Source organism: Paenibacillus doosanensis (genome assembly GCF_025060755.1).
Taxonomy (GTDB): Bacteria; Bacillota; Bacilli; order Paenibacillales; family NBRC-103111; genus Paenibacillus_S; species Paenibacillus_S doosanensis.
The window spans coordinates 73,423-96,288 of the sequence record NZ_JANYUY010000009.1; the positions used below are offsets into that span (position 1 = coordinate 73,423).

20 protein-coding genes and 1 tRNA gene are annotated in these 22,866 nt (G+C 54.4%); 17 read left to right on the plus strand and 4 right to left on the minus strand.

What is annotated here, in order from left to right:
- The first annotated feature begins 121 nt into the window (after positions 1-121).
- From N0M98_RS09670 to N0M98_RS09690, 5 genes are all read left to right on the plus strand, one after another.
- The gene (locus tag N0M98_RS09670; RefSeq protein WP_259617708.1) at positions 122-1,234 is read left to right on the plus strand and encodes a tetratricopeptide repeat-containing glycosyltransferase family 2 protein; all 1,113 of its coding nucleotides are present in this window, start codon (positions 122-124) and stop codon (positions 1,232-1,234) included.
- Positions 1,221-2,783 carry a glycosyltransferase family 2 protein gene (locus tag N0M98_RS09675; RefSeq protein ID WP_259617709.1) on the plus strand — a complete coding sequence of 521 codons (1,563 nt, stop codon included), beginning with the start codon at positions 1,221-1,223 and terminating at the stop codon, positions 2,781-2,783. Before N0M98_RS09670 ends, N0M98_RS09675 begins: the two co-directional genes overlap by 14 nt.
- 25 nt (positions 2,784-2,808) lie before the next feature.
- The gene (locus N0M98_RS09680; protein ID WP_259617710.1) at positions 2,809-3,675 is read left to right on the plus strand and encodes a hypothetical protein; all 867 of its coding nucleotides are present in this window, start codon (positions 2,809-2,811) and stop codon (positions 3,673-3,675) included.
- Between the two features lie 4 nt (positions 3,676-3,679).
- Positions 3,680-4,426: a class I SAM-dependent methyltransferase gene (locus tag N0M98_RS09685; protein ID WP_259617711.1), complete on the plus strand. Its 747-nt coding sequence runs from the start codon at positions 3,680-3,682 to the stop codon at positions 4,424-4,426.
- A gap of 254 nt (positions 4,427-4,680) precedes the next feature.
- A tRNA-Arg gene (locus N0M98_RS09690) sits at positions 4,681-4,754 on the plus strand.
- A gap of 85 nt (positions 4,755-4,839) precedes the next feature.
- Here the strand turns inward: N0M98_RS09690 and N0M98_RS09695 are convergent.
- The 3 genes from N0M98_RS09695 to N0M98_RS09705 form a co-directional block, all read right to left on the minus strand.
- Positions 4,840-5,019 (minus strand): hypothetical protein, encoded by a 180-nt coding sequence (locus N0M98_RS09695; protein WP_249862905.1) that lies wholly within the window; start codon positions 5,017-5,019, stop codon positions 4,840-4,842.
- A gap of 58 nt (positions 5,020-5,077) precedes the next feature.
- Positions 5,078-5,254 (minus strand): DUF4025 domain-containing protein, encoded by a 177-nt coding sequence (locus N0M98_RS09700; protein ID WP_259617712.1) that lies wholly within the window; start codon positions 5,252-5,254, stop codon positions 5,078-5,080.
- Between the two features lie 80 nt (positions 5,255-5,334).
- Positions 5,335-5,640, minus strand: coding sequence for a hypothetical protein (locus tag N0M98_RS09705; protein WP_259617713.1), 306 nt, complete (start codon positions 5,638-5,640; stop codon positions 5,335-5,337).
- Between the two features lie 148 nt (positions 5,641-5,788).
- Here N0M98_RS09705 and N0M98_RS09710 point away from each other — a divergent pair, with 148 nt between their 5' ends.
- From N0M98_RS09710 to N0M98_RS09730, 5 genes are all read left to right on the plus strand, one after another.
- Positions 5,789-8,053: a PAS domain S-box protein gene (locus tag N0M98_RS09710; protein ID WP_259617714.1), complete on the plus strand. Its 2,265-nt coding sequence runs from the start codon at positions 5,789-5,791 to the stop codon at positions 8,051-8,053.
- 75 nt (positions 8,054-8,128) lie between these two features.
- The gene (locus tag N0M98_RS09715; RefSeq protein ID WP_259617715.1) at positions 8,129-9,064 is read left to right on the plus strand and encodes an aldo/keto reductase; all 936 of its coding nucleotides are present in this window, start codon (positions 8,129-8,131) and stop codon (positions 9,062-9,064) included.
- Positions 9,065-9,766: 702 nt separating this feature from the next.
- Positions 9,767-10,291, plus strand: coding sequence for a helix-turn-helix domain-containing protein (locus N0M98_RS09720; protein ID WP_259617716.1), 525 nt, complete (start codon positions 9,767-9,769; stop codon positions 10,289-10,291).
- Positions 10,292-10,384: 93 nt separating this feature from the next.
- Positions 10,385-11,773, plus strand: a complete 1,389-nt coding sequence (gene fumC / locus N0M98_RS09725; protein ID WP_259617717.1) for a class II fumarate hydratase — start codon at positions 10,385-10,387, stop codon at positions 11,771-11,773.
- Between the two features lie 135 nt (positions 11,774-11,908).
- The gene (locus N0M98_RS09730; RefSeq protein ID WP_259617718.1) at positions 11,909-12,541 is read left to right on the plus strand and encodes an NUDIX hydrolase; all 633 of its coding nucleotides are present in this window, start codon (positions 11,909-11,911) and stop codon (positions 12,539-12,541) included.
- A 171-nt stretch (positions 12,542-12,712) separates the two neighbouring features.
- On the opposite strand, the gene N0M98_RS09735 is transcribed toward N0M98_RS09730, so the two are convergent.
- A complete protein-coding gene (locus tag N0M98_RS09735; protein WP_259617719.1) occupies positions 12,713-12,979 on the minus strand; it encodes a YpbS family protein in 267 nt (88 codons plus the stop codon).
- Between the two features lie 415 nt (positions 12,980-13,394).
- Here N0M98_RS09735 and rocD point away from each other — a divergent pair, with 415 nt between their 5' ends.
- From rocD to N0M98_RS09770, 7 genes are all read left to right on the plus strand, one after another.
- Positions 13,395-14,588, plus strand: coding sequence for an ornithine--oxo-acid transaminase (gene rocD / locus N0M98_RS09740; protein WP_249862915.1), 1,194 nt, complete (start codon positions 13,395-13,397; stop codon positions 14,586-14,588).
- Between the two features lie 22 nt (positions 14,589-14,610).
- Positions 14,611-16,161 (plus strand): L-glutamate gamma-semialdehyde dehydrogenase, encoded by a 1,551-nt coding sequence (pruA, locus tag N0M98_RS09745; RefSeq protein ID WP_259617720.1) that lies wholly within the window; start codon positions 14,611-14,613, stop codon positions 16,159-16,161.
- 72 nt (positions 16,162-16,233) lie between these two features.
- Entirely contained in the window at positions 16,234-17,157 is a 924-nt protein-coding gene (locus N0M98_RS09750; RefSeq protein ID WP_259617721.1) for a proline dehydrogenase family protein, read from the plus strand.
- Between the two features lie 36 nt (positions 17,158-17,193).
- Positions 17,194-18,123 carry an arginase gene (gene rocF, locus N0M98_RS09755; protein WP_259617722.1) on the plus strand — a complete coding sequence of 310 codons (930 nt, stop codon included), beginning with the start codon at positions 17,194-17,196 and terminating at the stop codon, positions 18,121-18,123.
- A gap of 394 nt (positions 18,124-18,517) precedes the next feature.
- The gene (locus tag N0M98_RS09760) at positions 18,518-20,320 is read left to right on the plus strand and encodes an ATP-binding cassette domain-containing protein (protein ID WP_259617723.1); all 1,803 of its coding nucleotides are present in this window, start codon (positions 18,518-18,520) and stop codon (positions 20,318-20,320) included.
- A 23-nt stretch (positions 20,321-20,343) separates the two neighbouring features.
- Positions 20,344-22,194 (plus strand): ABC transporter ATP-binding protein, encoded by a 1,851-nt coding sequence (locus N0M98_RS09765; RefSeq protein WP_259617724.1) that lies wholly within the window; start codon positions 20,344-20,346, stop codon positions 22,192-22,194.
- An 80-nt stretch (positions 22,195-22,274) separates the two neighbouring features.
- Entirely contained in the window at positions 22,275-22,760 is a 486-nt protein-coding gene (locus N0M98_RS09770) for an NUDIX hydrolase (protein ID WP_249862920.1), read from the plus strand.
- Positions 22,761-22,866 lie beyond the last annotated feature (106 nt).

Here is a 22,866-nt window from a genome sequence, read left to right on the forward strand (position 1 = left end):
ATATCACTGGAATAGTTCATGTTTATTTACAAAAAATGATAATTTAAATTCTAAACTGTTTTTTTTGAATATATTTGAATATATATGTAGAAACGGACTTCGGAAGGTTAGGAGGGATCGTGTGATTACGGTCAGCCTTTGCATGATCGTCAAAAATGAGGAGGATGTCATCGGGCGCTGCTTATCCTCCGTCGCCTCGGCTGTGGACGAAATCATCATTGTCGACACGGGGTCTACTGATCGCACGAAGGAGATCGCCGGTTCCTTTGTGCAGCGCATCTACGATTTTGAGTGGATTGATGATTTCGCAGCCGCGCGAAATTATGCGTTTGGCTTGGCGACAAAAGATTACATTTTATGGCTGGATGCGGACGATGTGATCCAGAGAGATCAGCTTGCCGCATTCGTATCGCTGAAGGAAACGCTTGATCCGTCTGTCGATTCCGTCACTATGGCGTACCACCTTGCTTTTGACGAATTCGGCAACGTGACCTCGAGCGTCCGGCGCAACCGACTTGTGAAGAGAAGCAACAACTTTCGGTGGATCGGCGCGGTTCACGAGTACTTGGAAGTATGGGGACAAATTTACAACAGCGATATTGCCGTCACTCATAGCAGCCTTCGCCACGACAGCGATCGCAACATAAATATTTACGAGCGCAGATTGGGCGCAGGGGAGCAGTTCTCTCCGCGCGATTTGTATTACTATGCCAACGAGCTTCTTGACCACAGCAAGCCGGAGATGGCGACTCGCTATTATGAGCAGTTTCTCGCCACAGGAAAAGGGTGGATCGAGGACAACATCTCCGCTTGCGGCAAACTGGCGGACTGCTATCATCAGCTCGGAAATGAGCAGCTGGAATTCGAATCCGCATTACGCTCTTTTCGATATGACCGCCCGCGTCCTGAATTTTGCTGTCGGCTGGGCTACCACTTTTTGAACAAACAAGAATTTCAAACCGCGATCTTCTGGTATAACCTGGCCACATTGTTCGAACCGTCGGAGCAGCAGATGGGTTTTCGCAACGAGGCATGCTCAACCTGGCTTCCTCATTTGCAGCTGTGCTTATGTTACGATCGAATCGGCGAATACAAGCTGGCTTATCTGCATAACGAGCGGGCGCGCCGCTACCGGCCCAAAGACCGGAGCATACTGCATAACAAATCGTATTTGGAAGGCGTACTGAAAAACAGTGAATCGATAGGCCAAGGAGAAGCATATGACGGAAAGTAAAAAAAAGGTGTTGGTCGGCAGTCCGATTCATCAGAAGCCGGCGATTTTGCACGAATTTTTAAGTTCGCTGCTTCGTCTTAAGCAGGAAAACGTCGAGCTCTCTTATCTTTTCGTCGACGATAACGAAGACCCGCAATCAACGGAGCTTCTTCACCGGTTTGTCGAGGATGCCAAGCGGGTGTTCATCATTTATTCGGACCAGAGAAACAATTATGAGTGCAACGAAACGACGCATGTATGGCACGACACTTTAATATGGAAGGTTGCCGAATTTAAAAACGCAATGATTGAGCATGCAGTGAATCTCCAGTATGATTACTTATTTTTGATCGATTCCGATTTGGTTTTGCACCCGGATACGATCGAACATTTGGCAGCAGCGGGGAAAGATATCGTCTCGGAAATTTTCTGGACCCGGTGGCAGCCGGGCGCTTCCATGCAGCCTCAAGTATGGCTTCATGACGAATATAAGCTGTGGGAATATCGGCCGGGAGAGTATCTGAGCAGCGAGGACATCGCCGCGCGTACGGCTGCATTTATCGCCAAGCTAAGGATTCCGGGGATCTATGAGGTGGGCGGCTTGGGCGCTTGCACGTTAATCAGCCGGCATGCCCTGTTGTCCGGTGTCCATTTCAAGCCGATTAAAAACCTCTCCTTCTGGGGGGAGGACCGGCACTTTTGCATTCGGGCAGCGGCTCTCGGATTTTCGTTATTCGTCGACACGCATTATCCTGCGCTGCATTTGTATAGGGATTCCGATTTGGAACGAGTGGAAGCGTTCAAGAGGGAAGCTGGGATTGCAGCCGGCGACCGTAATCCGCTTCCCGCCTTCCTGGGTACGGAGGTGAGGCGGACGCAGAAATTGACATTATCCATGGTCGTTAAAAATGAAGCGGACCGGTTTCTGAAAGAGGCGTTATCGGAGCATCGGAAATATATCGACGAGGCGGTAATTATCGATGACGGCAGTACGGACGGTACGGCCGAGCTTTGTCTCGAAATGCTGCATGGAATCCCTGTAAAGCTCATCCGGAATGAGCAATCCAAATTCAGCAATGAGATCGAATTGCGCAAGCAGCAATGGGAGGAGACGCTGGCAACGAATCCGGATTGGATTCTGAATCTGGATGCGGACGAAATATTCGAGCGAAAATTTGCCGACAGCGTCCGCCGGTTGATCGAGGACTCCGGTACCGATTTGTTTTGCTTTCGGCTGTATGATTTCTGGAATGCGACGCATTACCGGGAAGACCATTTATGGCGGTCGCACTTTTTTTACCGTCCGTTCTTGCTTCGTTACCGGAGCGACAGAACGTACACGTGGAAGGAAACGCAGCAGCACTGCGGCAGATTTCCGGAGAACATCTTTGCACTCCCTCATCGTTTATCCGACTTGCGGTTGAAGCATCTGGGCTGGTCCGAATCCAGTCACCGGCGGGAAAAGTATGAACGGTACTTGAAGCTCGATCCCGATGCCAAGTTCGGGTGGAAAGAACAGTACATGTCGATTCTGGATGAAAATCCGAATTTGATCGAGTGGATGGAATAATCGGGTCCATGGGAGGGGGCAAACGTTGCCTTTGAACATCATTCATACGATGCCGCTGCTGATCCGCAGCGACGATGCGCTCGGTTACGATGTTGCGATGCTGCGCCGTGCGGCCGAAAGCTTGCGGGCGTCCGACGATCACACGCTTGTCGTATATAATCAGGGCGGCTTAAGCAATGCGCAGCTGTCCGGGCTGTTCGGCGCATTCGGCTTGGCTCCCGTTATACTGGGCGACGGCGCCAATGTCGGGATCGCGCAAGCGAGGCAGAGCTGTTTCCGCTACGTTTGGGATCGATTTAAGGAAGTGCCCTATATTTCTGAAATTCATGTCGATATGGCATTTCCTAGAAATTGGCATGTGCCGCTCATCGCATATTTGGAATCTTCCGACGATCCCTTAGTTTGTCCGGGCATACTGACGTCCGGCGGCGAGCTGCAGCCTCTCGGCCTGTACGGCACGGTGCCGCAACAGACGGACGAATTGATCGCGTATTTGGAGAGTTTATCGAGGAACGAGATCAGAGAAGGCTTCGTGCATCCCGTCGTTCACAAGTCCGCCGCTCTGCGCGAAGTGGGCGGGTACGACACCCGGTTTATGAAAGGGAAGCAGGGGTATGAGGACGACAGCTTGCTCGTCGGCTACTCCTTTTATATGGGAACGCGGAATCGGTGGAAGCCGAAATGCTGCTTGCATTCATGGGTGTATCATGCCACGATGGCGCAAAGAATGTCGCTGCCTGACAGACATGCGGATTTTACGTTAAATGAAACAGGCTTATTCCAAAAGTACGGCGCTTACGGGCTGGAGCAGCTGTCGGCGCTTTATCCGAACTCGAAGGTATTCGAGCAGCTGCTGCAAAAATTCGTGCCGCAGGGCAACGGACGGGAGTGAAAGGATGTCTGACCAGCAGAAGAAAGTGTGGGACGGGATTTGGTCGGGGAATGTTTCGTATTCGTGGGACCCGCTCAGTCAATCCATATATGAAACGATGCGGGAACTGGCCGGCGATTTCCGCGACAAGGACATACTGGAGGCGGGCTCGGGAAGCGGCAAAATTTCGCTGCGTCTGGCCGGAGAGGGAGCGCGCGTGACATTGGTCGATTACTCGGAAAAAGCTCTCGCCAACAGCAGGGCCGCGTTTCGCAGTGCAGGCTGCGAAGGGAACTTCGTGTTGTCGGACATCCGATGCATGGAGGTGTCCGGGCAGAGCAACGATCTTACTTGGAATGCGGGGGTGCTGGAGCATTTTACTTCGGATGAGAAGGTAGCCATTCTGCGCGAAATGGCCAGGGTGACCCGGCCCGGAGGCATGGTCGTTACGCTGACTCCTTATGCCAAATGTTTGCCGTATCGCGCCGGCAAAGCGTATGGCGAGCGTCAAGGGACGTGGATGTACGGTATCGAGGAGCCGGTGCTGACCGTCGAAGACGAATTCCGGAGGAGCGGCATCGAATGGATCGGAGAAACGAATATCGGATTTCTCAATAGTTTGGACTTTCTGGATTATATACCGGAGGCGCAGCCGGTCAAGCAAGCGATACGACAATGGTATGAGACGCTGCCGGCAGAAGAACAGCGGCTGTTTCCGGGATATTTGCTCGTCAGCGCAGGGAAGGTACGGGCTTTTGGCGGTACAGCGTGATCCAATTGCAAGCACGGATAAGAACAAGACGGCCAATCATTGCTTGCTTTCAAGGAGAGGCGTCTCTTTTCCGCATGAGTGAAACTGGCCAGCGGATTTATTCCAGGCGATATGTCGGCATATCGCCTGAACCTGCCTAAAGCCCGATTTTCGGTACGCGCTATGGGCCATTCCGGTTTCCCAATGATGGACGACGAACGCGTACCGGCCTTGACAACCATTTCATATATGTTACAATAAGCAAATGAACTTATGTGCCCTTAGCTCAGCTGGATAGAGCGTTTGACTACGAATCAAAAGGCCGGGAGTTCGAATCTCTCAGGGCACGTCAAAAAAACTGATTTCGCATCATGCGAAATCAGTTTTTTTCTTTTTCAGCCTCTCGCAAGCTCCAGGCTTGCCGGGGCAATGATTTATTCGCTCAAATCAGACTCGTTTTCGTTAACAGCAGAGGAGGTAGCATTTGCATTCTCTGCGTTGTTTTGCAGCAGGGAAGATAATTGTTCTACTTGCTGCTGCTGTTCAGCATCCTCAGCGCTAGCTTTGGCGGCGTTCAGACCGTGCTGAACCGCGTCGTTTTGGTTCTCAGCCATTCGAAATCACCTCCTCGTTCATCTGCATACTAGTATGTCACGATCGAGGAGGAGGTATTCATTGGTTCTCATTTCGCTTAGCTTCGCCGGATTCGCTGCCGGAGATATCCATCGTGCCGTTCTCAAGCTGTACGACACCGTCGCTGGTTCCCGCCGCATACACATCGTTTAATTGTTCTTTGGTGACCGCTTGCCCTTGCTTAGCGGATGGACGTTGAGACGATTGGGGAGACATAACTTGGATCGCCGCCTTCGATTCAATTGTAGTTACGTTGGTTAATGTCTCTCTCGCTCAAACACTTTATGCGAATTTACTCAAATTTGAGTCCCGGGAAAATGCGAAGCCGCGCCGATTCCGAAAATCAGGAAGATGAGCAGGAAAATTATAATGTAGAGGACGATAACGATAACGGCAAGGAGCAAGGAGGCCCGGGCGTAATTTTTTTTGTTGGGATTGGTTTGATCTCCGAAGGCCCATACGAACAGCATAATGATGTTTACGATGGGAATGGCGCATAAGATGAAGGTTAAAATCCAATGCTTCACAGAGACTACGGGCGCTTGGGCCGCCGCAGGGGGGACATAACTTCCTTGAGTCGGATTGGTCAATTCAGAGTTCAATGCAATCACTCCTTTGGATAATAAAAATATACCTGCCATGGTTTGACAGATGTTGTAACTTTAAAAAAAAGTTAGGAGGAAAAGCGCATTATTTGAAGAAGATAATGTAGTAATATAGTAAAATAACCGGATAAAAGAGGTACATGCCATGAATGAATCGCAAAAGGAACAAGATTGGACGGATAAGACGGCTTTATCGCTGGAACCGTCTCTACACGTCAATGATTCGCTGTTCCGTAATGCGTTTGATTATGCTGCAATCGGAATGGCATTGATCGATCTGAACGGAAGATGGCTCAAAGTAAACCGCTCCCTATGCGGAATTATCGGTTATTCGGAACAAGAGCTGCTGTCGACGGATTATCAAAGCTTGACGCATCCCGACGATCTGGAATTAAATCTCGAACACAATCGGCGGCTGCTGTCGGGAGATTGGGTAAGCTTTCAGATGGAAAAACGTTTTTTTCATAAAACGGGCAAAGTGATCTGGATTCTGCTTCATGTGTCGCTCGTTCGCTCCCCTCAGGGACAGCCGCTCTACACAATTGCACAAATTCAAGATATTAGTTCCCGCAAGCAATTAGAACAAAAATACAAATCGCTGATCGAGTACAACCCTGCCGGGATTTGCTCTCTGGATATGGAAGGACGGATCGACGGACTGAATCCTGCCATGGAGAAAATCATCGGGTACGAGGCTTTCGAGCTGCTGCATACTTCGTTCAAATCGATTATTGCCGGTGAAAAGGACCAGCTGCATATTTTCCAGAACGGTACGGACGGAGAGCAGCTTAATACGGAAATCGCCTTGACCCATAAGATGGGCCACCAAGTTTATTTGGGGGCCAAAGACGTACCTATCATCGTGGACGGGCGCATCGTCGGATTTTATATCATAGCCCGAGACATCACCGAATTGAAAAAGACGAAGGAATCGTTGGCCGTGCTGCAGCAGGATTTGCAAGATGTGGTGCGCAAGCAGCAAGGAATGACCTTTAAATTTAAACGGATCGACGGCCGCTTCATTCATACGCTGTGCGACGGGGAACTCGTATTCCGTCTAGGTCTGACGCCGGAGAGAGTGGTTGGCAAGGAGTTAAGAGAGTTCCTCCCCGCGGATATCGCCGAGGTGAAGGAGCGCTACTACGAACGAGCGTGGAGCGGCGAAGAGCATGTGCTGTACGAAGGCCAGATTAACCAGATTACATACATCTCCTCATTGCGGCCTATTAAAAGAGACGGGCAGGTCGTGGAGGTTATCGCTTCCTGTATCGATATCACGGAGCGTAAACGGGCGGAAGAAGATTTGCTGAGGACCAAAGAAATGCTGGAATCTCTCATAACGAATACATCCGATGCGATCGATGTCGTTGATTTGCAGTTTAACGTGCTGCAGGTGAATCATGCTTTTGAAAAAATATACGGGTTTAGCGGCGAGGAGGTCGTAGGCAAGCCGATCCGTATTATTCCGGACGATAAAAAAGAGGAAACGCTGCAACTGATGGAGCAATTGCTGTCCGGGCAGGAAATCACCGATTTTGAAACGGTGCGGCTGCATAAGAACGGAACCCCGCTTCACATCAGTCTGACGATCTCCCCGATCAAGAACGCGGAAGGCGACACGGTAGCGATCGCCGGTATATCCAGGGACATTACCGAGCGGAAAAAGACGGAGGAGCTTCTAAGAAAATCGGATAGGCTGTCCGTCGTAGGGCAGTTGGCGGCAGGGCTCGCGCACGAGATTCGAAATCCGCTCACCTCGTTAAAAGGGTTTCTCCAGCTTATGCGCGAGAGAGGCCCGAATCAGGATCATTATTATGAAATTATGAGCGCCGAGCTGAATCGAATTAATTTTATCGTGAGCGAATTTCTGATCATAGCGAAGCCGCAGGTCATTCAATACGAAATGTATTCGCTGAACCAGCTGATTCTTACGGTGATTCAACTGCTGGAGCCGGAAGCGACGATGAATAACGTCCGCATGGCGGTGAAGATGACCGACGATCCGATTATGATTTATTGTTCCGAGATTCAGATGAAGCAAGTGTTTATTAATTTATTGAAAAATGCGATTGAGGCCATGCAAGCCGGAGGAGAGATACGGGTAGAAGCTTACGTCGAGCGGCAGCGGGTGCATCTTAGGGTCGTCGACAACGGAGCGGGAATTCCCCATGAGCGGCTGGCGTCGCTTGGAGAGCCGTTCTACACGACGAAGGAAAAAGGAACCGGCCTCGGACTTATGATGTGTTTTAAAATTATCGAAGCGCATCAGGGCACGATTCAGATCAACAGCCAAATTCATGAGGGAACGGAAGTGGATATTGCGCTTCCGCTTGCAGCGCAGCAGCAGGGGGGCCGCGAGGAGCGGTGGAAAAACTCGATCAAAGCGGTGCCGGGAAGAACGCCGGTCTAGCAGCAAAAGCGCTTACGTGGTATGCTAGGGTGGACAGCAGGAAGTTGTAAAATACATACAAAGGAGTTGGAACCATTGCAATTGATTACGTTGGGAAAAAGCAAACTGCAAGTATCGCCGATTACATTCGGATGTTGGGAATTGGGAGGCGGTCCGTGGGAGTTTACAAGCGACGAAAATAACATTCAAGCGATTCGGGCCGCATTTGAGATGGGCATCACGACTTTCGATACGGCGGAGGGCTACGGCGCAGGACATTCCGAGGAAATTGTCGGGTTGGCGCTGGAAGGAAGCAGGCAGCAGTGCGTTATCTCGACGAAGGTAAGCCGCGCCAATCTCGCGCCGGCCGACGTACGCCGCTCTGCAGAGGCGAGCTTGAAACGGCTTAAATCCGATTTTATCGATATTTATTATATTCATTGGCCAAGCTACGAGATTCCGGTGTCGGAAACGCTGTCCGAATTCCAGAAGCTCAAAGATGAAGGCTTGATCCGGGCGATCGGCGTATCGAATTTTTCCCTGGAGCAGTTGAAGGAAGCGGCCGGTTTCGCGCAAATCGACGTGATTCAGCCGGAATACAGCCTGCTGCACCGCGCCATTGAGGAAGACATCGTTCCTTACTGTCTCGAAAATGAGATCGGTATCATGAGCTACAGCTCGATTGCCAAAGGCCTTTTAACCGGGGCGTTCCATCTGGGCGGCAAAACGCTGGATGAAAACGATTTCCGAAGCACGCGGAGGTTGTTCCTGCCCGAGCATTTGAAAATGGAAGAAGAACTCATCCTTTTGCTCAAGCAAATTGCCGACGCCAAAGGAAAGGCCGTCTCGCAAATCGCTATCAGCTGGCTGCTGCATCAAAAGGCGCTGACTACGGCGATTGTCGGTTCGCAAAGCATCAAGCACATGAAAGAAAACGTGGAAGCCGCCGAAATTAAGCTGACCGCCGATGAGCTGACCGCCTTGGACGCCGTGAGCCGTAAAGTTATCGCCGGCATCGATGCAACGCCGTAACTTAAGGAGAGTTCTTCTATAATAGATTGTATCTGCATCTTGCAACCTTGCTCACATACTAATTGGAGATGACCTCTAACCGGGGCTTCTCCAAGCTCTGTGACCGCGTTCGAATATAGGTTTTATCGTCACATAAATGTTTATTGTTGCGCTGACGTTTCAGCGATTTAAACATCCCAACAGGGTAAAAAACGGTGTGTCTCTAAAACAATGAAAGCCCTACCTCTCTTCCATCCTTGCGGCTCCGAAGACCGCGCCAGTGTGAATCAGTAAACACGCAACAAATTCTTAGGGTTCATGGGAATTTGAATTGTTTTTAAGAAGCGGAGGATGAAACCAAAATGAACTGAGGAACTTCATTATGAGGTTGCTTGAAAATGATACATTCAATTATAATACCACGGATGATACGAGAAAGCAAGAACTATATTATCAATTTACGAAAACCATTGCTTTCGATATCCTGGCGCTTGCCCTAAAGGTAATTTCATACCGACAATCGTACCGCGCGCTTCCTTGGCATTGATTTTTAACCCGTAATTTTTGCCGTAAGCCAATCGAATCCGATTATGCACATTCATAATTCCATTGCCTGACCTTTGATTTCTGCCCGCTCATTCCGTGCAGTCGTATAGCGTCACCAACAATCTTCCCTATTTTAAATATTGGTGCCATTTCACCACGCGCATCGGTTCGTTTGATTTGTTCCAATGGCTGGACATACCGCTTTATATAAAGGTCGGCAATGCCGAGCAGATGACAACATGGTTTCATGAGCTTGTTGCGTTGCGCGAGGATTCTGCTTTAACATCCCGGCTTCGTGAAAAGGCAATTCTGTTGCAAATGATTGCCTGTTACTTGGAGTCTGTTCCTATCCATATTTTGCAGCAGCGCAGCGAGGAAATCGAAAGACTGGACCAACTGCAGAAATACATCGAACGTAATTTGCATAAAAGCATTACTGTGGAACAACTGGCCAAAGCCGTTCACTTTCACCCCAACTACTTGATCAAATATTTCAAAAAGCACTTTGGCATGCCGCCGGCTAAATATATGCAGCGCAAACGGATGGATAAGGCCAAGTTTCTGCTGACCACAACTTCGCAAAGCATGAAAGAAGTCGCCCAGCAGAGCGGTTTTGAAAATACGAATCATTTTACAAAAAGCTTTCGCAAGGAAACAGGCTTTCCTCCGACGGAGTATCGGAAAAATGTAAAGGGCCTGTAGCGGACTTTTTCACCGCCGTTTTTTGGGGCGGACGATGAGTAGACGATCCCGCTATTTGGCAAAATATGAAGGTAGAACAGGGAGGTGCCTTTTGTGAAATATAGAGTGGAAAGAGATACGATGGGGGAAATCCAGGTTCCCGCCGATAAGCTATGGGGAGCCCAAACCCAGCGCAGCAGCGAAAACTTTCGGATCGGGACGGAACGGATGCCGCTAGAGGTGATTCAGGCTTTCGCTGTGCTGAAAAAATCCGCGGCCAAGGTCAACCGAGAGTTGGGCAAGCTCGATGCCGATAAGGCGGATGCGATCATCCAGTCGGCGGACGAAATTTTGCAGGGACGATGGGACGATCATTTCCCGCTTGTCGTCTGGCAGACCGGGAGCGGGACGCAGTCCAACATGAACGTGAACGAGGTGATAGCGCATCGGGGCAACCAGCTGCTGGAGGCGCGGGGAAGCGAGAAGCGGATTCATCCGAACGACGATGTGAACAAATCGCAGAGCTCCAACGATACGTTCCCGACCGCTCTGCATATTGCCGGCGTGCTCGCCGTCGAGGAGCGGCTGCTCCCCGCGCTGGAGAAGCTGAAGGAGACGCTGCGCGCGAAAATGGAGCAGTTCGCCGACGTGATCAAAATCGGCCGCACGCATCTGCAGGACGCTACGCCCCTTACGCTGGGTCAGGAGATCAGCGGCTGGCATGCGATGCTGGAGAAGGCGGGCCGAATGATTGCGGACAGCGTTCATGCGATGAAGGAGCTGGCCATAGGAGGGACGGCCGTCGGCACCGGGCTTAACGCGCATCCGCAATTCGGCGAGATGACTGCGGCGGAGATTAGCCGGGAGACCGGGAAGACGTTCGTCTCCGCCGAAAACAAGTTCCATGCGCTGACCAGCCACGATCAAGCCGTCTTCGTCCACGGCGCGCTAAAGGCGCTGGCCGCCGATTTGATGAAAATCGCCAACGACGTGCGCTGGCTGGCCAGCGGGCCGCGCAGCGGCATCGGGGAGCTGACGATACCCGAGAATGAGCCGGGCAGCTCCATCATGCCGGGAAAAGTCAATCCGACGCAGAGCGAAGCGATGACGATGGTCGCGTGTCAGGTAATGGGCAATGATGCGGTCATCGGCTTTGCGGCGAGCCAGGGCAACTTCGAACTGAACGTATTTAAGCCGGTGATCATTCACAACTTCCTGCAATCGGCAAGATTGCTGACCGATACGATGGTATCGTTCAACGACCATTGCGCGGTCGGAATCGAGCCGAACCGGGAAGTGATCGACCGTCATTTGCGGCAATCGCTGATGCTGGTTACGGCGCTGAATCCTCACATCGGCTATGAGAAAGCTGCGAAGATCGCGAAGAAGGCGCACAGCGAAAAGCTGACGCTGCGGGAAGCGGCCGTTCAAAGCGGATTTTTGACGGCGGAGCAGTTCGATGAGTACGTGCGGCCGGAGGAGATGGTAGGGCCGAAAGCCTAGCGTCTCGCACAACGGGACCGATTGCACGCATTTCACCGATCGCGGCGCCCGGCTCGTAGCCTCTGGTGGCGGAAGGAATCCGCAAGATGCTACAATAACTCCTGTATACCCAGAACGAGCAGAGGAGCTTGGTTAATGGCAAAGCAGGAGCAGGAGCGTTTTGATATATTCGACGAAACGATGAAGCCGATCGGCACCGCGACCCGGAAGGAGGTTCATGCCAAAGGCTTATGGCATCAGACCTTCCACTGCTGGATCGTCACCCGCACGGGCGAAGAGACCCGGATTTTATTCCAAATGCGGCATCCGGATAAGGATACGTATCCGAATTTGCTGGATATTTCCTGCGCCGGTCATCTTATGGCCGGAGAACGGGTCGAAGACGGGGTGCGGGAGCTGGAGGAAGAGCTTGGGGTTGCTGCTTCGTTCGAGCGGCTAAAATCATGCGGAGTCTATCGCGAAGAGCGGATCATTGCCGCGGATAAAATCGACCGCGAATGGTACCATGTATTCATGCTTGCATCCGATCAGCCGCTGGCTTCGTACCGCCTTCAGGAAGACGAGGTGACCGGGCTCTACAGCATTCCTTTGTCCTGTGTGGGCGATTTGGCCCGGGGCCGGTCCGATTTCGAGATTCGGGCGGCCGGGGTGGAACCGGATGAGAGCGGCAAGTTGCAGGCGGTCGAACGTACGTTCCGCAAACGGGATTTCGTCCCGCATGAGCCCGGATATTTTGAGCTTGTGCTGCGGGAGGCGCAGCGCCTTTGAGCGCAGCTTCACCGAAGCTTGCTCCAGGACGAGCGGGTTTGCAGTAAAAAAACGAAAAGCTTTGAGCAGAAAAGGGATGCCTTTTGCTGTTCAAAGCTTTTTTGGTTTGACCGGATCGGCGGGCGGATAGAGATATCCCGTCGTCCCATGCAGGGGAGCGACGGACTTCGCTTATTGCGCCGATAGCTTGCGCTGGACGTATGCTGCCACCATCTCGCTCGTTACGTACGGTCTTGTCGGGGATATCCCGCGCTGGGCATGATCGTTGATCCGTGCCGTGATCCGGTTAATCTCGTCGGTCGTGAATGCCTGTCCCGAGGCGCAGAGCGCGACGGCTTGCTCAATGGCGGCTTCGCGCGCGTCGTCCATTCTTTGGAACGCTTCGAGATGGGAATGCATTTTACGGGTGTGGGCGGTAATCTGTTCGTGTACGCTCATGGGGAAAACTCCTTCATCCAATATAATACGATCCGGACGGGCCGATGGTAGTTATGATACTACGTATCGCGACATTCAGGCAAGTCAACGGCATACGATCCATCCGCGTCTCCAAGTTCGGTAAACCTATCGGTCAAAGGCCGCGCATTCAGCGAGGCGCTTCCGGACGGCACGGGACAAAAGGGAAGGAGCTGTTTTGCGTAAAACCGGGCATGCGCCCAACCCAATTGCATAGGCTAATCATAAGATAGGTATGAACATTGTCTGCATTATTATCAGAATATTCAAATATAACCAAGCCTATCGCAATGGTTTCCATTCCTATTCAGCCTTGCTGCAAGGAAAGCGGGGGGTAACACCCGCTTTCAATGCTCCGTTCAGCCGGAATCCGGGAAAAGAGGTGGAAGCTTGTCCAATGAGAAGAAGCCAAGAGATTATTCGAAAGACGGAAAAGTACGGGGCGGCTAATTATCATCCGCTCCCTGTTGTTATCGCTCACGGGGAAGGCGTGTGGGTACGCGATGTATCGGGCAAAAGGTACATGGATATGCTCAGCGGATATTCCGCGCTGAACCAAGGGCATCGCCATCCCAAAATCATTCAGGCATTGAAGGAACAAGCGGATAAAGTGACCTTGACGTCGCGCGCATTTCATAACGAGCGGATGGGAGATTTGCTGGAACTGCTCGGCGCCATTACGGGAAAAGAAGCGTTTCTCCCGATGAATACGGGAGCGGAAGCGGTGGAGACGGCGATGAAGATGGCCCGGCGATGGGCGTATCAAGTGAAGGGTGTCCCCGAAGATGAGGCTGAAATTATCGTATGCGAAGGAAATTTTCACGGCAGAACGATTGCGGCGACCTCCTGTTCAAGCTCGCCGGAATACCGGCATCAGTTCGGTCCGTTCACGCCGGGCTTTCGCGTCATTCCTTACGGGGATTCGGCGGCCTTGGAGCAGGCGATCAGCTCCCGTACGGCGGCGTTTCTCGTCGAGCCGATTCAGGGAGAAGCCGGCATCCGCATCCCGCGGGAGGGCTACTTGAAAGAGTGCGCCGCATGCTGCCGGGACCGCCGGGTGCTGCTAATGGCCGATGAAATCCAGACAGGGCTCGGCCGGACCGGCCAGTGGTTCGCCTCTGACTGGGAGGACGTCGTGCCGGACGCGTACATTATCGGCAAGGCGCTGGGCGGAGGCGTCATGCCGATATCCGGCGTAGCCGCCGACCGGGACCTGATGCAGGTGTTCGAGCCCGGATCTCACGGCTCTACCTTCGGGGGCAACCCGCTTGCCTGCGCGGTGGCCATTGCTTCGCTGAAGGTGCTGCACGAGGAGAATTTACCGCAGCGGTCGCGCGAGCTAGGCGAATACATGCTGGCAAAGCTGCGGGCCGAAGTGCATGCGCCGTGCGTTCTCGACATTCGCGGCAGGGGATTGTTCATCGGGATCGAGCTTGCCGGGGAAGCGAGAACATACAGCGAAAGGCTGATGAATTTGGGGCTGCTGACCAAAGAAACCCATCATACGATATTACGGCTCGCTCCGCCGCTTATTATTACGGAGGAGCAAATCGATTGGGCCGTCAGCAAAGTGAAGGCGGTCTTACCATAACGATCAGGAGGGAGCGATCGGCATGAAACCTTATCAACCGGAACCGTTGACGGACTTCACCCGTCCGGAGGAAAGCCGCAGGCTGGAGGAAGCGCTCGGCCAAGTGCAATCGGAGCTCGGCCGCACTTACCCGCTTCTTATCGGGGGGGAGGCGATAGAGACGGAGGATGTGCTCGTATCGCTCAACCCGTCCCGCAGCGATCAGATTATCGGGAAGGTCGCGAAGGCGGACCGATCATGGGCCGAGAAGGCGATTCAGTCTGCAGCGCAGACTTTTCGATCATGGTCGAAGACTCCGGCGGTGCAGCGCGCCGAATATTTGCTTAAGGGAGCGGCGACGCTTAGGCGGCGGAAGCATGAATTCAACGCATGGCTGATGCTCGAAGCCGGCAAAAGCCGGGTTGAGGCGGATGCGGATACGGCGGAGGCCATCGATTTCCTGGAATATTACGCCCGCCAGATGATCGCGCTGTCCGGACGGGGAGGGAAGGAGCTCATCCCGCTGGCCGGCGAGCATAACGAGCTGCATTATATTCCGCTCGGCGTCGGCATCGTCATTCCGCCGTGGAACTTTCCGCTGGCCATCATGGCCGGCATGACGACCGCTGCGGTCGTTGCAGGCAATACGGTCGTTCTCAAGCCGTCCAGTCAAACGCCGGTGATCGCGGCCAAATTCGTCGAGCTGATGTACGGCTGCGGTTTGCCGTCCGGAGTGATCCAATTTGCTCCCGGCAGCGGCAGCGAAATCGGGGATTACTTGGTAGAGCATCCGCTCGCCCGGTTCGTATCCTTCACAGGCTCGCGCGACGTCGGCGTCCGCATCCAGGAGCTGTCCGCACGCGTCGCGCCGGGCCAAATCTGGCTCAAGAGATTTGTCGGCGAGCTTGGGGGCAAAGACTCCATTCTCGTCGACGCCGAGGCCGATCTGGAAGCGGCGGCCCGAGGGATCGTCGCCTCCGCCTTCGGTTATTCCGGCCAAAAATGCTCGGCCTGCTCCAGAGCCATCGTTCATCAGGACGTATACGAAACGGTGCTGAGCCGCTGCAAGGAATTGACGCAAGCTCTGAAGGTGGGCGATGTGACGGATATGACCGTCGATACGGGACCGGTCATCGACCGGGCATCTTTTCAAAAGATTATGGACTATATCGACATAGCCAAGGAAGAGGGACGCATCGTAACCGGAGGCCAAGCGCTACCGCTGCCAGGCTATTTTATCGAGCCGACGATTGTGGCGGATGCGGCCATCGATTCGCGGATTATGCAGGAGGAAATATTCGGTCCGGTGGTGGCGTTCGCTTCCTGCAAAGATTTTGACGAAGGGCTCGCGATGGTTAACGATAGCGAATACGGTCTGACCGGTTCCGTGTACTCGAACAACCGGGAGCATATCGCGCGGGCCAAAGCCGAGTTTCATGTCGGCAATCTGTACATTAACCGCAAATGCACAGGGGCGGTCGTCGGTGTGCATCCTTTCGGCGGATTTAATATGTCGGGCACGGATTCCAAAGCCGGCGGTCCGGATTATCTGCTATTGTTTACTCAGTCGAAGGCGATTTCCGAGCTGCTGTAGAAGCGTCGGCATTCGCTTTTGGGGTCAACCGCATAACCGGATTTCTAATGCAAGGGGGCCAGGAGTATGCGAATGAATGCCTGGTTTCGCCGCACCGTGCTCCGCGTCGCGGAGCTGAGGCGGGTGAAGTCCACATTTGAACGATATGGAATGCGTATGGGGGTACGGCGGTTTGTCGCAGCCGAAACGTTAACGGGCGCCCTGGAGCGCGTGCGCGATATGAACCGTCAAGGTCTGGCCGCAACGCTCGATTATTTGGGCGAAAGCGTAGAAGATCCGCTTGTCGCGGAGAAGGCCGCCAATCAAATTATCGAGATGCTCCGCATGATCGACGAGCGCAAGCTGGACGCCAATGTGTCACTGAAGCTGACTCAGCTCGGCTGCTTGCTGGACCCTGACGCCTGTTTGAAGCATATGGAGCGGATCGCGGCGGCGGCCGGCTATTACCGGAATTTTGTCCGCATCGATATGGAGGACTCCACGCTTACGGATCTGACGCTGGGCATGACGGGCAAGCTCGTCGAACGATTCGGACACGAGCATGTCGGAACGGTGCTGCAGGCTTATTTGTACCGTTCTCCGGGCGATTTGAAGCGGCTCGGGGAATGGAAGTCGAATGTCCGCATCGTCAAGGGGGCCTATAAGGAGGACGCGCGGATTGCGTTTCCCCAGAAGCGCGATGTCGACCGCCAGTACGTGGAGATGGTTAAAGCGCATATGAACGCCGGACATTATACGGCGGTTGCGACGCATGACGCCCGCATCATTCAGACGGTCAAATCGTACGCTGCCGGGAAGGGAATCTCCAGCAAGCGCTTTGAGTTCCAGATGCTCTACGGCATTGCGGGCGGATTGCAGCGCCAGTTGGCGGATCAGGGCTATCGGGTACGCATCTACACGCCGTTCGGGAGCGAGTGGTATCCGTATTTCACCCGCAGAATAGCGGAACGGCCGGCCAACCTGCTGTTCGTGCTGAAGGGGATGCTGCGCAAGTGAACTGGCGTTTTGCCGACCGGAGGAGAGTGAAGCAGAATGAATGATTCGCAAGCCGTTCATGTGATCGGCGCGCCGCTCGATTTGGGAGCGGGCTGCCGAGGCTGCCGGATGGGGCCCGATGCGATCCGCTGCGCCGGACTGCTAACCCGTTTGCGGCAGCAAGAGCGCATGGTTCAAGACTTGGGCGACGTGACGCTGACGGAGCGGGAGAAGCTGTCCGCCGATACCGCCGGCGGCCATCCCAAAGCGAAACATATCGATGAAATCGTCCGATTTAACCGCCGGCTTCACCGCAAGACGGCGGCGTCGGTGGAGGCCGGCGCGATCCCTCTCATACTCGGAGGGGATCACAGCATCGCCGCCGGAACGATAGCCGGCGCGGCGCGGCATAAACGCATCGGCGTGCTCTGGTTCGACGCCCACGGGGACTTGAACACGGTTCAGACCAGTCCTTCCGGTAACGTTCACGGCATGCCGCTTGCGGCGATGCTCGGCTATGGTTATCCAGCTCTAAAGCATATAGGCGGGAAGAGACCCAAAGTGCGTCCGGAGCATCTCGTGCTTATCGGCACGCGTTCGCTCGATACGGGGGAGCAGGAGCTGATTCAGCGCGCCGGCATCCGCATGTATGCCAGCAGGGAGCTTCATAGGCTCGGCATGTCGGAGGTTGTCCGTCAAGCTTTGGCGGCGGCCGGTGAAGGCACGGACGGGATTCATGTCAGCTTCGATCTGGACGGCCTGGACCCTGGGGAAGCGCCGGGGGTGGGAACGCCGGTTTCGGCGGGAATGCGGCTTACGGAGGCGCTGGAGGCTATGAGGGTGATTGCCGCCTCCGGATTGCTGGTAAGCGCCGAATTCGTCGAGGTGAATCCGGCGCTCGATCTGAGGAGCAAAACCGCTCACGCCGCCGTCGAGCTGATCTGCAGCTTGCTTGGTTCCGATACGATGGAAGAGAAGAGCCGTTAGCCGAAAGCCGAAGCAGAGTCATATCGAATCTGGAATAAATTTACAAAACTGTCTCAGGCCCGGCCCGGGACGGTTTTTGTTCTTGTTTAGGAAATGATGCGCAGCCATAGCCTGAGGATATCCGGGTTCTCCCCCGAAAGTAAATTCTACCCACAGAACGATCCCAGAGGAAGGGTTAGACGCCGATCCAGCTTAGGCTGGATGCGGACGGAATAAGCTTCAGAGCATCACGTCACTTTTAGGGGATTTGTTCTGCGCCCAGCGAACGCTCAATTGCTTAGCGGTGATAGCCTCGGCCGACTTTTATATTCGAAGTCCGATGGCAAGAAAAAGCTTGCGCTTCCGTATTTTTATGGTAATATAGATGTTCCTTGGAAAAATAATCCTATGCGAGGTGACCTGTATAGTATCTTTATTTTTCTCCCGCTTACGGGCGGTTTCTGCGTTTCTCAGACATGCCGACGCCGGGGCCGTCAGAATCAAGCCTGTTGCAGACGCTGTCCAACTGCTTCTGATGCCCGTGCAGCTGCTTCTGACCAAAGCGATGGTCGATCGGCTGCCAAACTGGAGCTCGCCATCAGGGAAGCATGAGCTGGCCGCTGCCGCTGTGCTGCTCGCGACCGTGATGATCGTACAAGCCTTCGTCGGCCGAGCCTCTCTCCTGTCGCACAGCAGGCTGAGCGAAATCGGCGCTTACGAGGTGGAACACGCGGTTCTCGCCAAGTCTGCCAAGCTCCCGCTGGCTTTATTGGAATCTTCGCATGTCAAAGACCTTCGCCTACGCGCCATGCGCGCTTCACCCGACAATCTGTTTATGCAGAGCAACCAATACATCCTTCAGATCATTCAAGTCATTATTCTTCTGCTCATCCTGTTATTTTACGGACATTGGCCGATCGTCCTTCTTTATTGCATCGTTTTGCCGGTTCAATTGAAGCTCCGCTCCTATGCGGCGAGAGTGACGGAGCAGTTGGGGCAAGAGCAAATTCCGCAGCGGAGAGCGGCAATGTATTTGGCGCAGCTGCTGACGGCCCGGCGTCCGGCGCAAGAGATCCGCTTGCTCGGCACAGGAGACCGGTTTCGCTCCGATTGGTTGCGGTTACATGCGGAGTTTGCGCGGCGAATGATAAACCGGACGAGCAAAGAGCAGTTGACCTTGGCTCCATCCGAGCTGCTTGTGACGCTGGCTGTCGGCTTGTCGGCGGCGCTAGTTCTCGCGGCCTCGCTTCGGGAAGGGAGATCGGCGGGGGATGTGACGCTGCTGCTGCAGGCGACTGTCATGCTTGGAGGCTTATGGCCCGGCTTGCTCAATCTTCAAGCGGGGCTGAAGACGCTCGGCATGCGCTGGGACGATTTGCAGCAGTATCGGGAGCTGCAAGAAGATAAGGTGTTCGGGCTTGAAGTTTCGGCCGCCGCAGAAGGTAGCGATCGGTCCCGGGAAAGGAACGGCGAACATGAAGTCCGGTCGCTTCGGGCGGAAAGGCTGTGCTTTACTTATCCGCAGCAGGAAGAGCCGGCGCTGGACGCCGTAACGTTCCAAGTCGAAGCGGGAGAGAAAATCGCCGTCGTCGGAGAGAACGGTTCGGGAAAAACGACCCTCATCAAGCTGCTGCTGGGATTATACGAGGCTGATTCGGGCGGCGTCATATGGACTGACGCTTCAGGCGAAAGGCGCAGCGCGAGTGAAGCGCGGCATTCGTTCACGGCGGTTCTGCAGGATTTTTCCAAAATGCATCTGCTTGTTCGAGAGCATGTAGGTCTCGGGAGAGTGGAGCGTCTCCATGACGACGAGGCTCTACTGGAAGCGCTGCGGCAGGCCGGCGCGGGGAATTGGGGGTTCGAGCTCGATGAGAGAACCGGGCCCGAGTTCGGAGGCCGGGAGCTGTCCGGCGGCCAATGGCAGGCACTGGCTGCGGCGCGGGCTTATTTCCGAGGCGGCAGCGTGCTCTTCTTCGATGAACCGACCTCTGCGCTCGACCCGCTGGCCGAAAAAAAAGCGATGGAGGTATTCATGGTTGCTGCGGGCGAGCGTACCGCCTTCCTGGTAACGCATCGGATGGGGGCCGCCAGAATGGCGGATCGGATTTTCGTTATGAAGCAGGGACGGCTTGTCGAGCAAGGCACGCATGAGGAGCTGCTGCGGCTTCGCGGGGAGTACGAGCGATTATACCGGCTTCAGGCTTCCTGGTATGTATAAGGGCGGGGGAGGAAAGAGTTATTATGATAAAAGGAAACGGCGGTACATACGGCGTTCTGCAGCTGCTGTTCCGCATCGGGAAACGGATGCCCTTCCTTACGGCTTTATGGCTGACCGTCCCGATTGCGACAGGTATGCTGGTTGTTCCCCTGATGACTTCTCAAAAGCATATGATCGATACGGCCGCAGCGGCGCTGACCGGCATCGGGAACGGAGAAGACTTGGCTGCTTCCGTTGCGCCGATGGTGCTGTTGTTCATAGGGGTATCCGTCCTTCAGGTGCTGGGCGGCGCGCTGCGCAAGGTGACGGACGAGATGATGAACCGTCGCGCGGAAGGATACGTGCAATCGGAGATATTTACGGTTGCGACCGGCGTTTCGCTGGAACGGTTTGAACAGCCTGCGTTTTACGACCGCCTGTATCGCGCGCAATCGGCGGCAGGGGGCGAGCTGATCGGGATGCTGCGCAACGGCGTCGATGCGGCGCAGCGCATCGCCCGACTGGCCGGACTGGCGCTAGTGGCGGCTCAAGCGCACTGGACTGCGGCGCTTATCCTTGTTTTGATGAACGGAGCGATTTTATATTTCCGGCTGAAGCTGGAGCTTGCCCGCAGACGGCTGGATAAACAGCTGACCGCCGAGGGACGCATGTCGGATGAGATGATGAAACGGTTGACGGATACGGCCGTGTTGAAAGAAGCCAAGCTGTTCGGTTCCGCAGATTATTTGCTCGGTCAATGGGCTGCAAATACGAAAGCGCAGCGATCCCGCAGGTTCGCGATGGGACGCAAAGAGAATAAGATGGCCGCGTGGGTATCTCTTGTTCATATAGCGGGGGCGTTTCTCACCTTGGGTGTTCTGCTGCTTCTTCCGTCGCCCGCCGGAACGGTCTCGCCGGGAATCGTCGCCGTCGTCTTCCAGGCGATATTCCAATCTCAAGGAGCCACTCTGACTTTGTCGTGGCCCTTAAGCAAAATGATCATGCAAAGCGGCAAAGCGGAGGAATTGGCCGCCTTTTTGAATGAAAAGGCGGATCGGCAAGGCGGATCGTCGCCCCATCGATTGACCGTGGAACCGGTGCGGGAGGTGCGCTTGGAGCAAGTGTCTTACCGTTATCCGAATGCCGCCAAGGAGACGCTTCACGCGATCGATGTGACGATTCGGGCCGGGGAAACGATAGCCCTGGTCGGCGACAACGGGGCCGGGAAGTCGACGCTGCTGAAGGTTCTGCTCGGTCTGTACAAACCGTCCGCAGGACGCGTACGGTGGAACGATGCCGATATTGCGGAGGAGCCGCATGCTTGCGAGGCGGTGTGGGGCCGTGTCAGCGCCGTGCTTCAGGAGAACGAACGGTATCCATTCCGCTTGCGCGACCATGTGACGCTCGGCAGCGGCCGGCGCGCGGTTCCGTGCGACGACCGGGAGATCAAGCAGGTGCTGGAGGCAGTCGGGCTCGGCGGGCTGATCGGGGATTCGTCCGCTTTGGACGCTCCGCTCGGGCAGCTGTCGGAAGGCGGACGCGAGCTGTCGGGAGGCCAGTGGCAGAGGCTGGCTATAGCCCGGGCTATGCTGCGCGGAGGCGAGCTGATCGTTCTCGACGAACCGACGGCGGCGATCGATCCGGCGAACGAAGCCGAGCTGTTTCGGCAGTTTCGCCGTCTCAGCGGCGGCAAAACGTCGATTGTCATCTCTCACCGGCTTGGCTGGGCCCGATATGCCGATCGCATCTTGGTGCTGGATCAAGGTCGCTTGCTTGAAGACGGAACGCATGAACAATTGATGTCGCTGAACGGGAAGTATGCCGCTCTGTTCACGGAGCAGGCGTATTGGTATCGAAATGAAGACGATTCAGAGGCTTCCAAAGCTGCGTATTAGCGTTCAAACGCATGTAGACGCTTGTAAAAATCGCCGCCGGTTTAAGCCGTCCGGCAGCTGAAGAGGAGAGTCGACCGATAATGATGTTCGTTAATGCGAGAGCTCTGATCGAAAGAACGACGGAAGGTACTACGCAACTTGTCATTCAGCTGAGGAATAAGACCGGCGAACCTGCGCTTTGGGAGCTGCCCGGAGGGCGGATTGAACCCTTCGAATCGTTGACCGCCGCGCTCAGGAGGGAGGTCATGGAAGAAACCGGCCTGACGGTCGTGGAAATCGAGGGAGAGCGGACGCGTATCGATACTCGAGGAATCAATCCGCAGTTTGAAGTGGAATGCATCCAGCCTTTCGCCGCATATCAGACGATCCAAGGGCCGATCGATTCGGTCGGCTTCTACTTTCGCTGCAAAGCGGAAGGCGAGCTGCTGGAGGCAGGCGACGAGACGCTGCAGGCGCAATGGATCGACCGGGAGCGTCTGGAACGTATGTTTCATGAAAATCCGCTCCAATTCGCCAATGTGGATAGGGCGGGCATCATGTATTATTTGCGGCAAACGAAGGGCTAGGCCGATTCGCGGGAATGCCGAGAGTTTAATATATACCGGAACAAAAACCTCCAAGCCCGCAATTGAAGGCTGGAGGTTCGTTTTGTTTTTACCGCATCGCAATGTT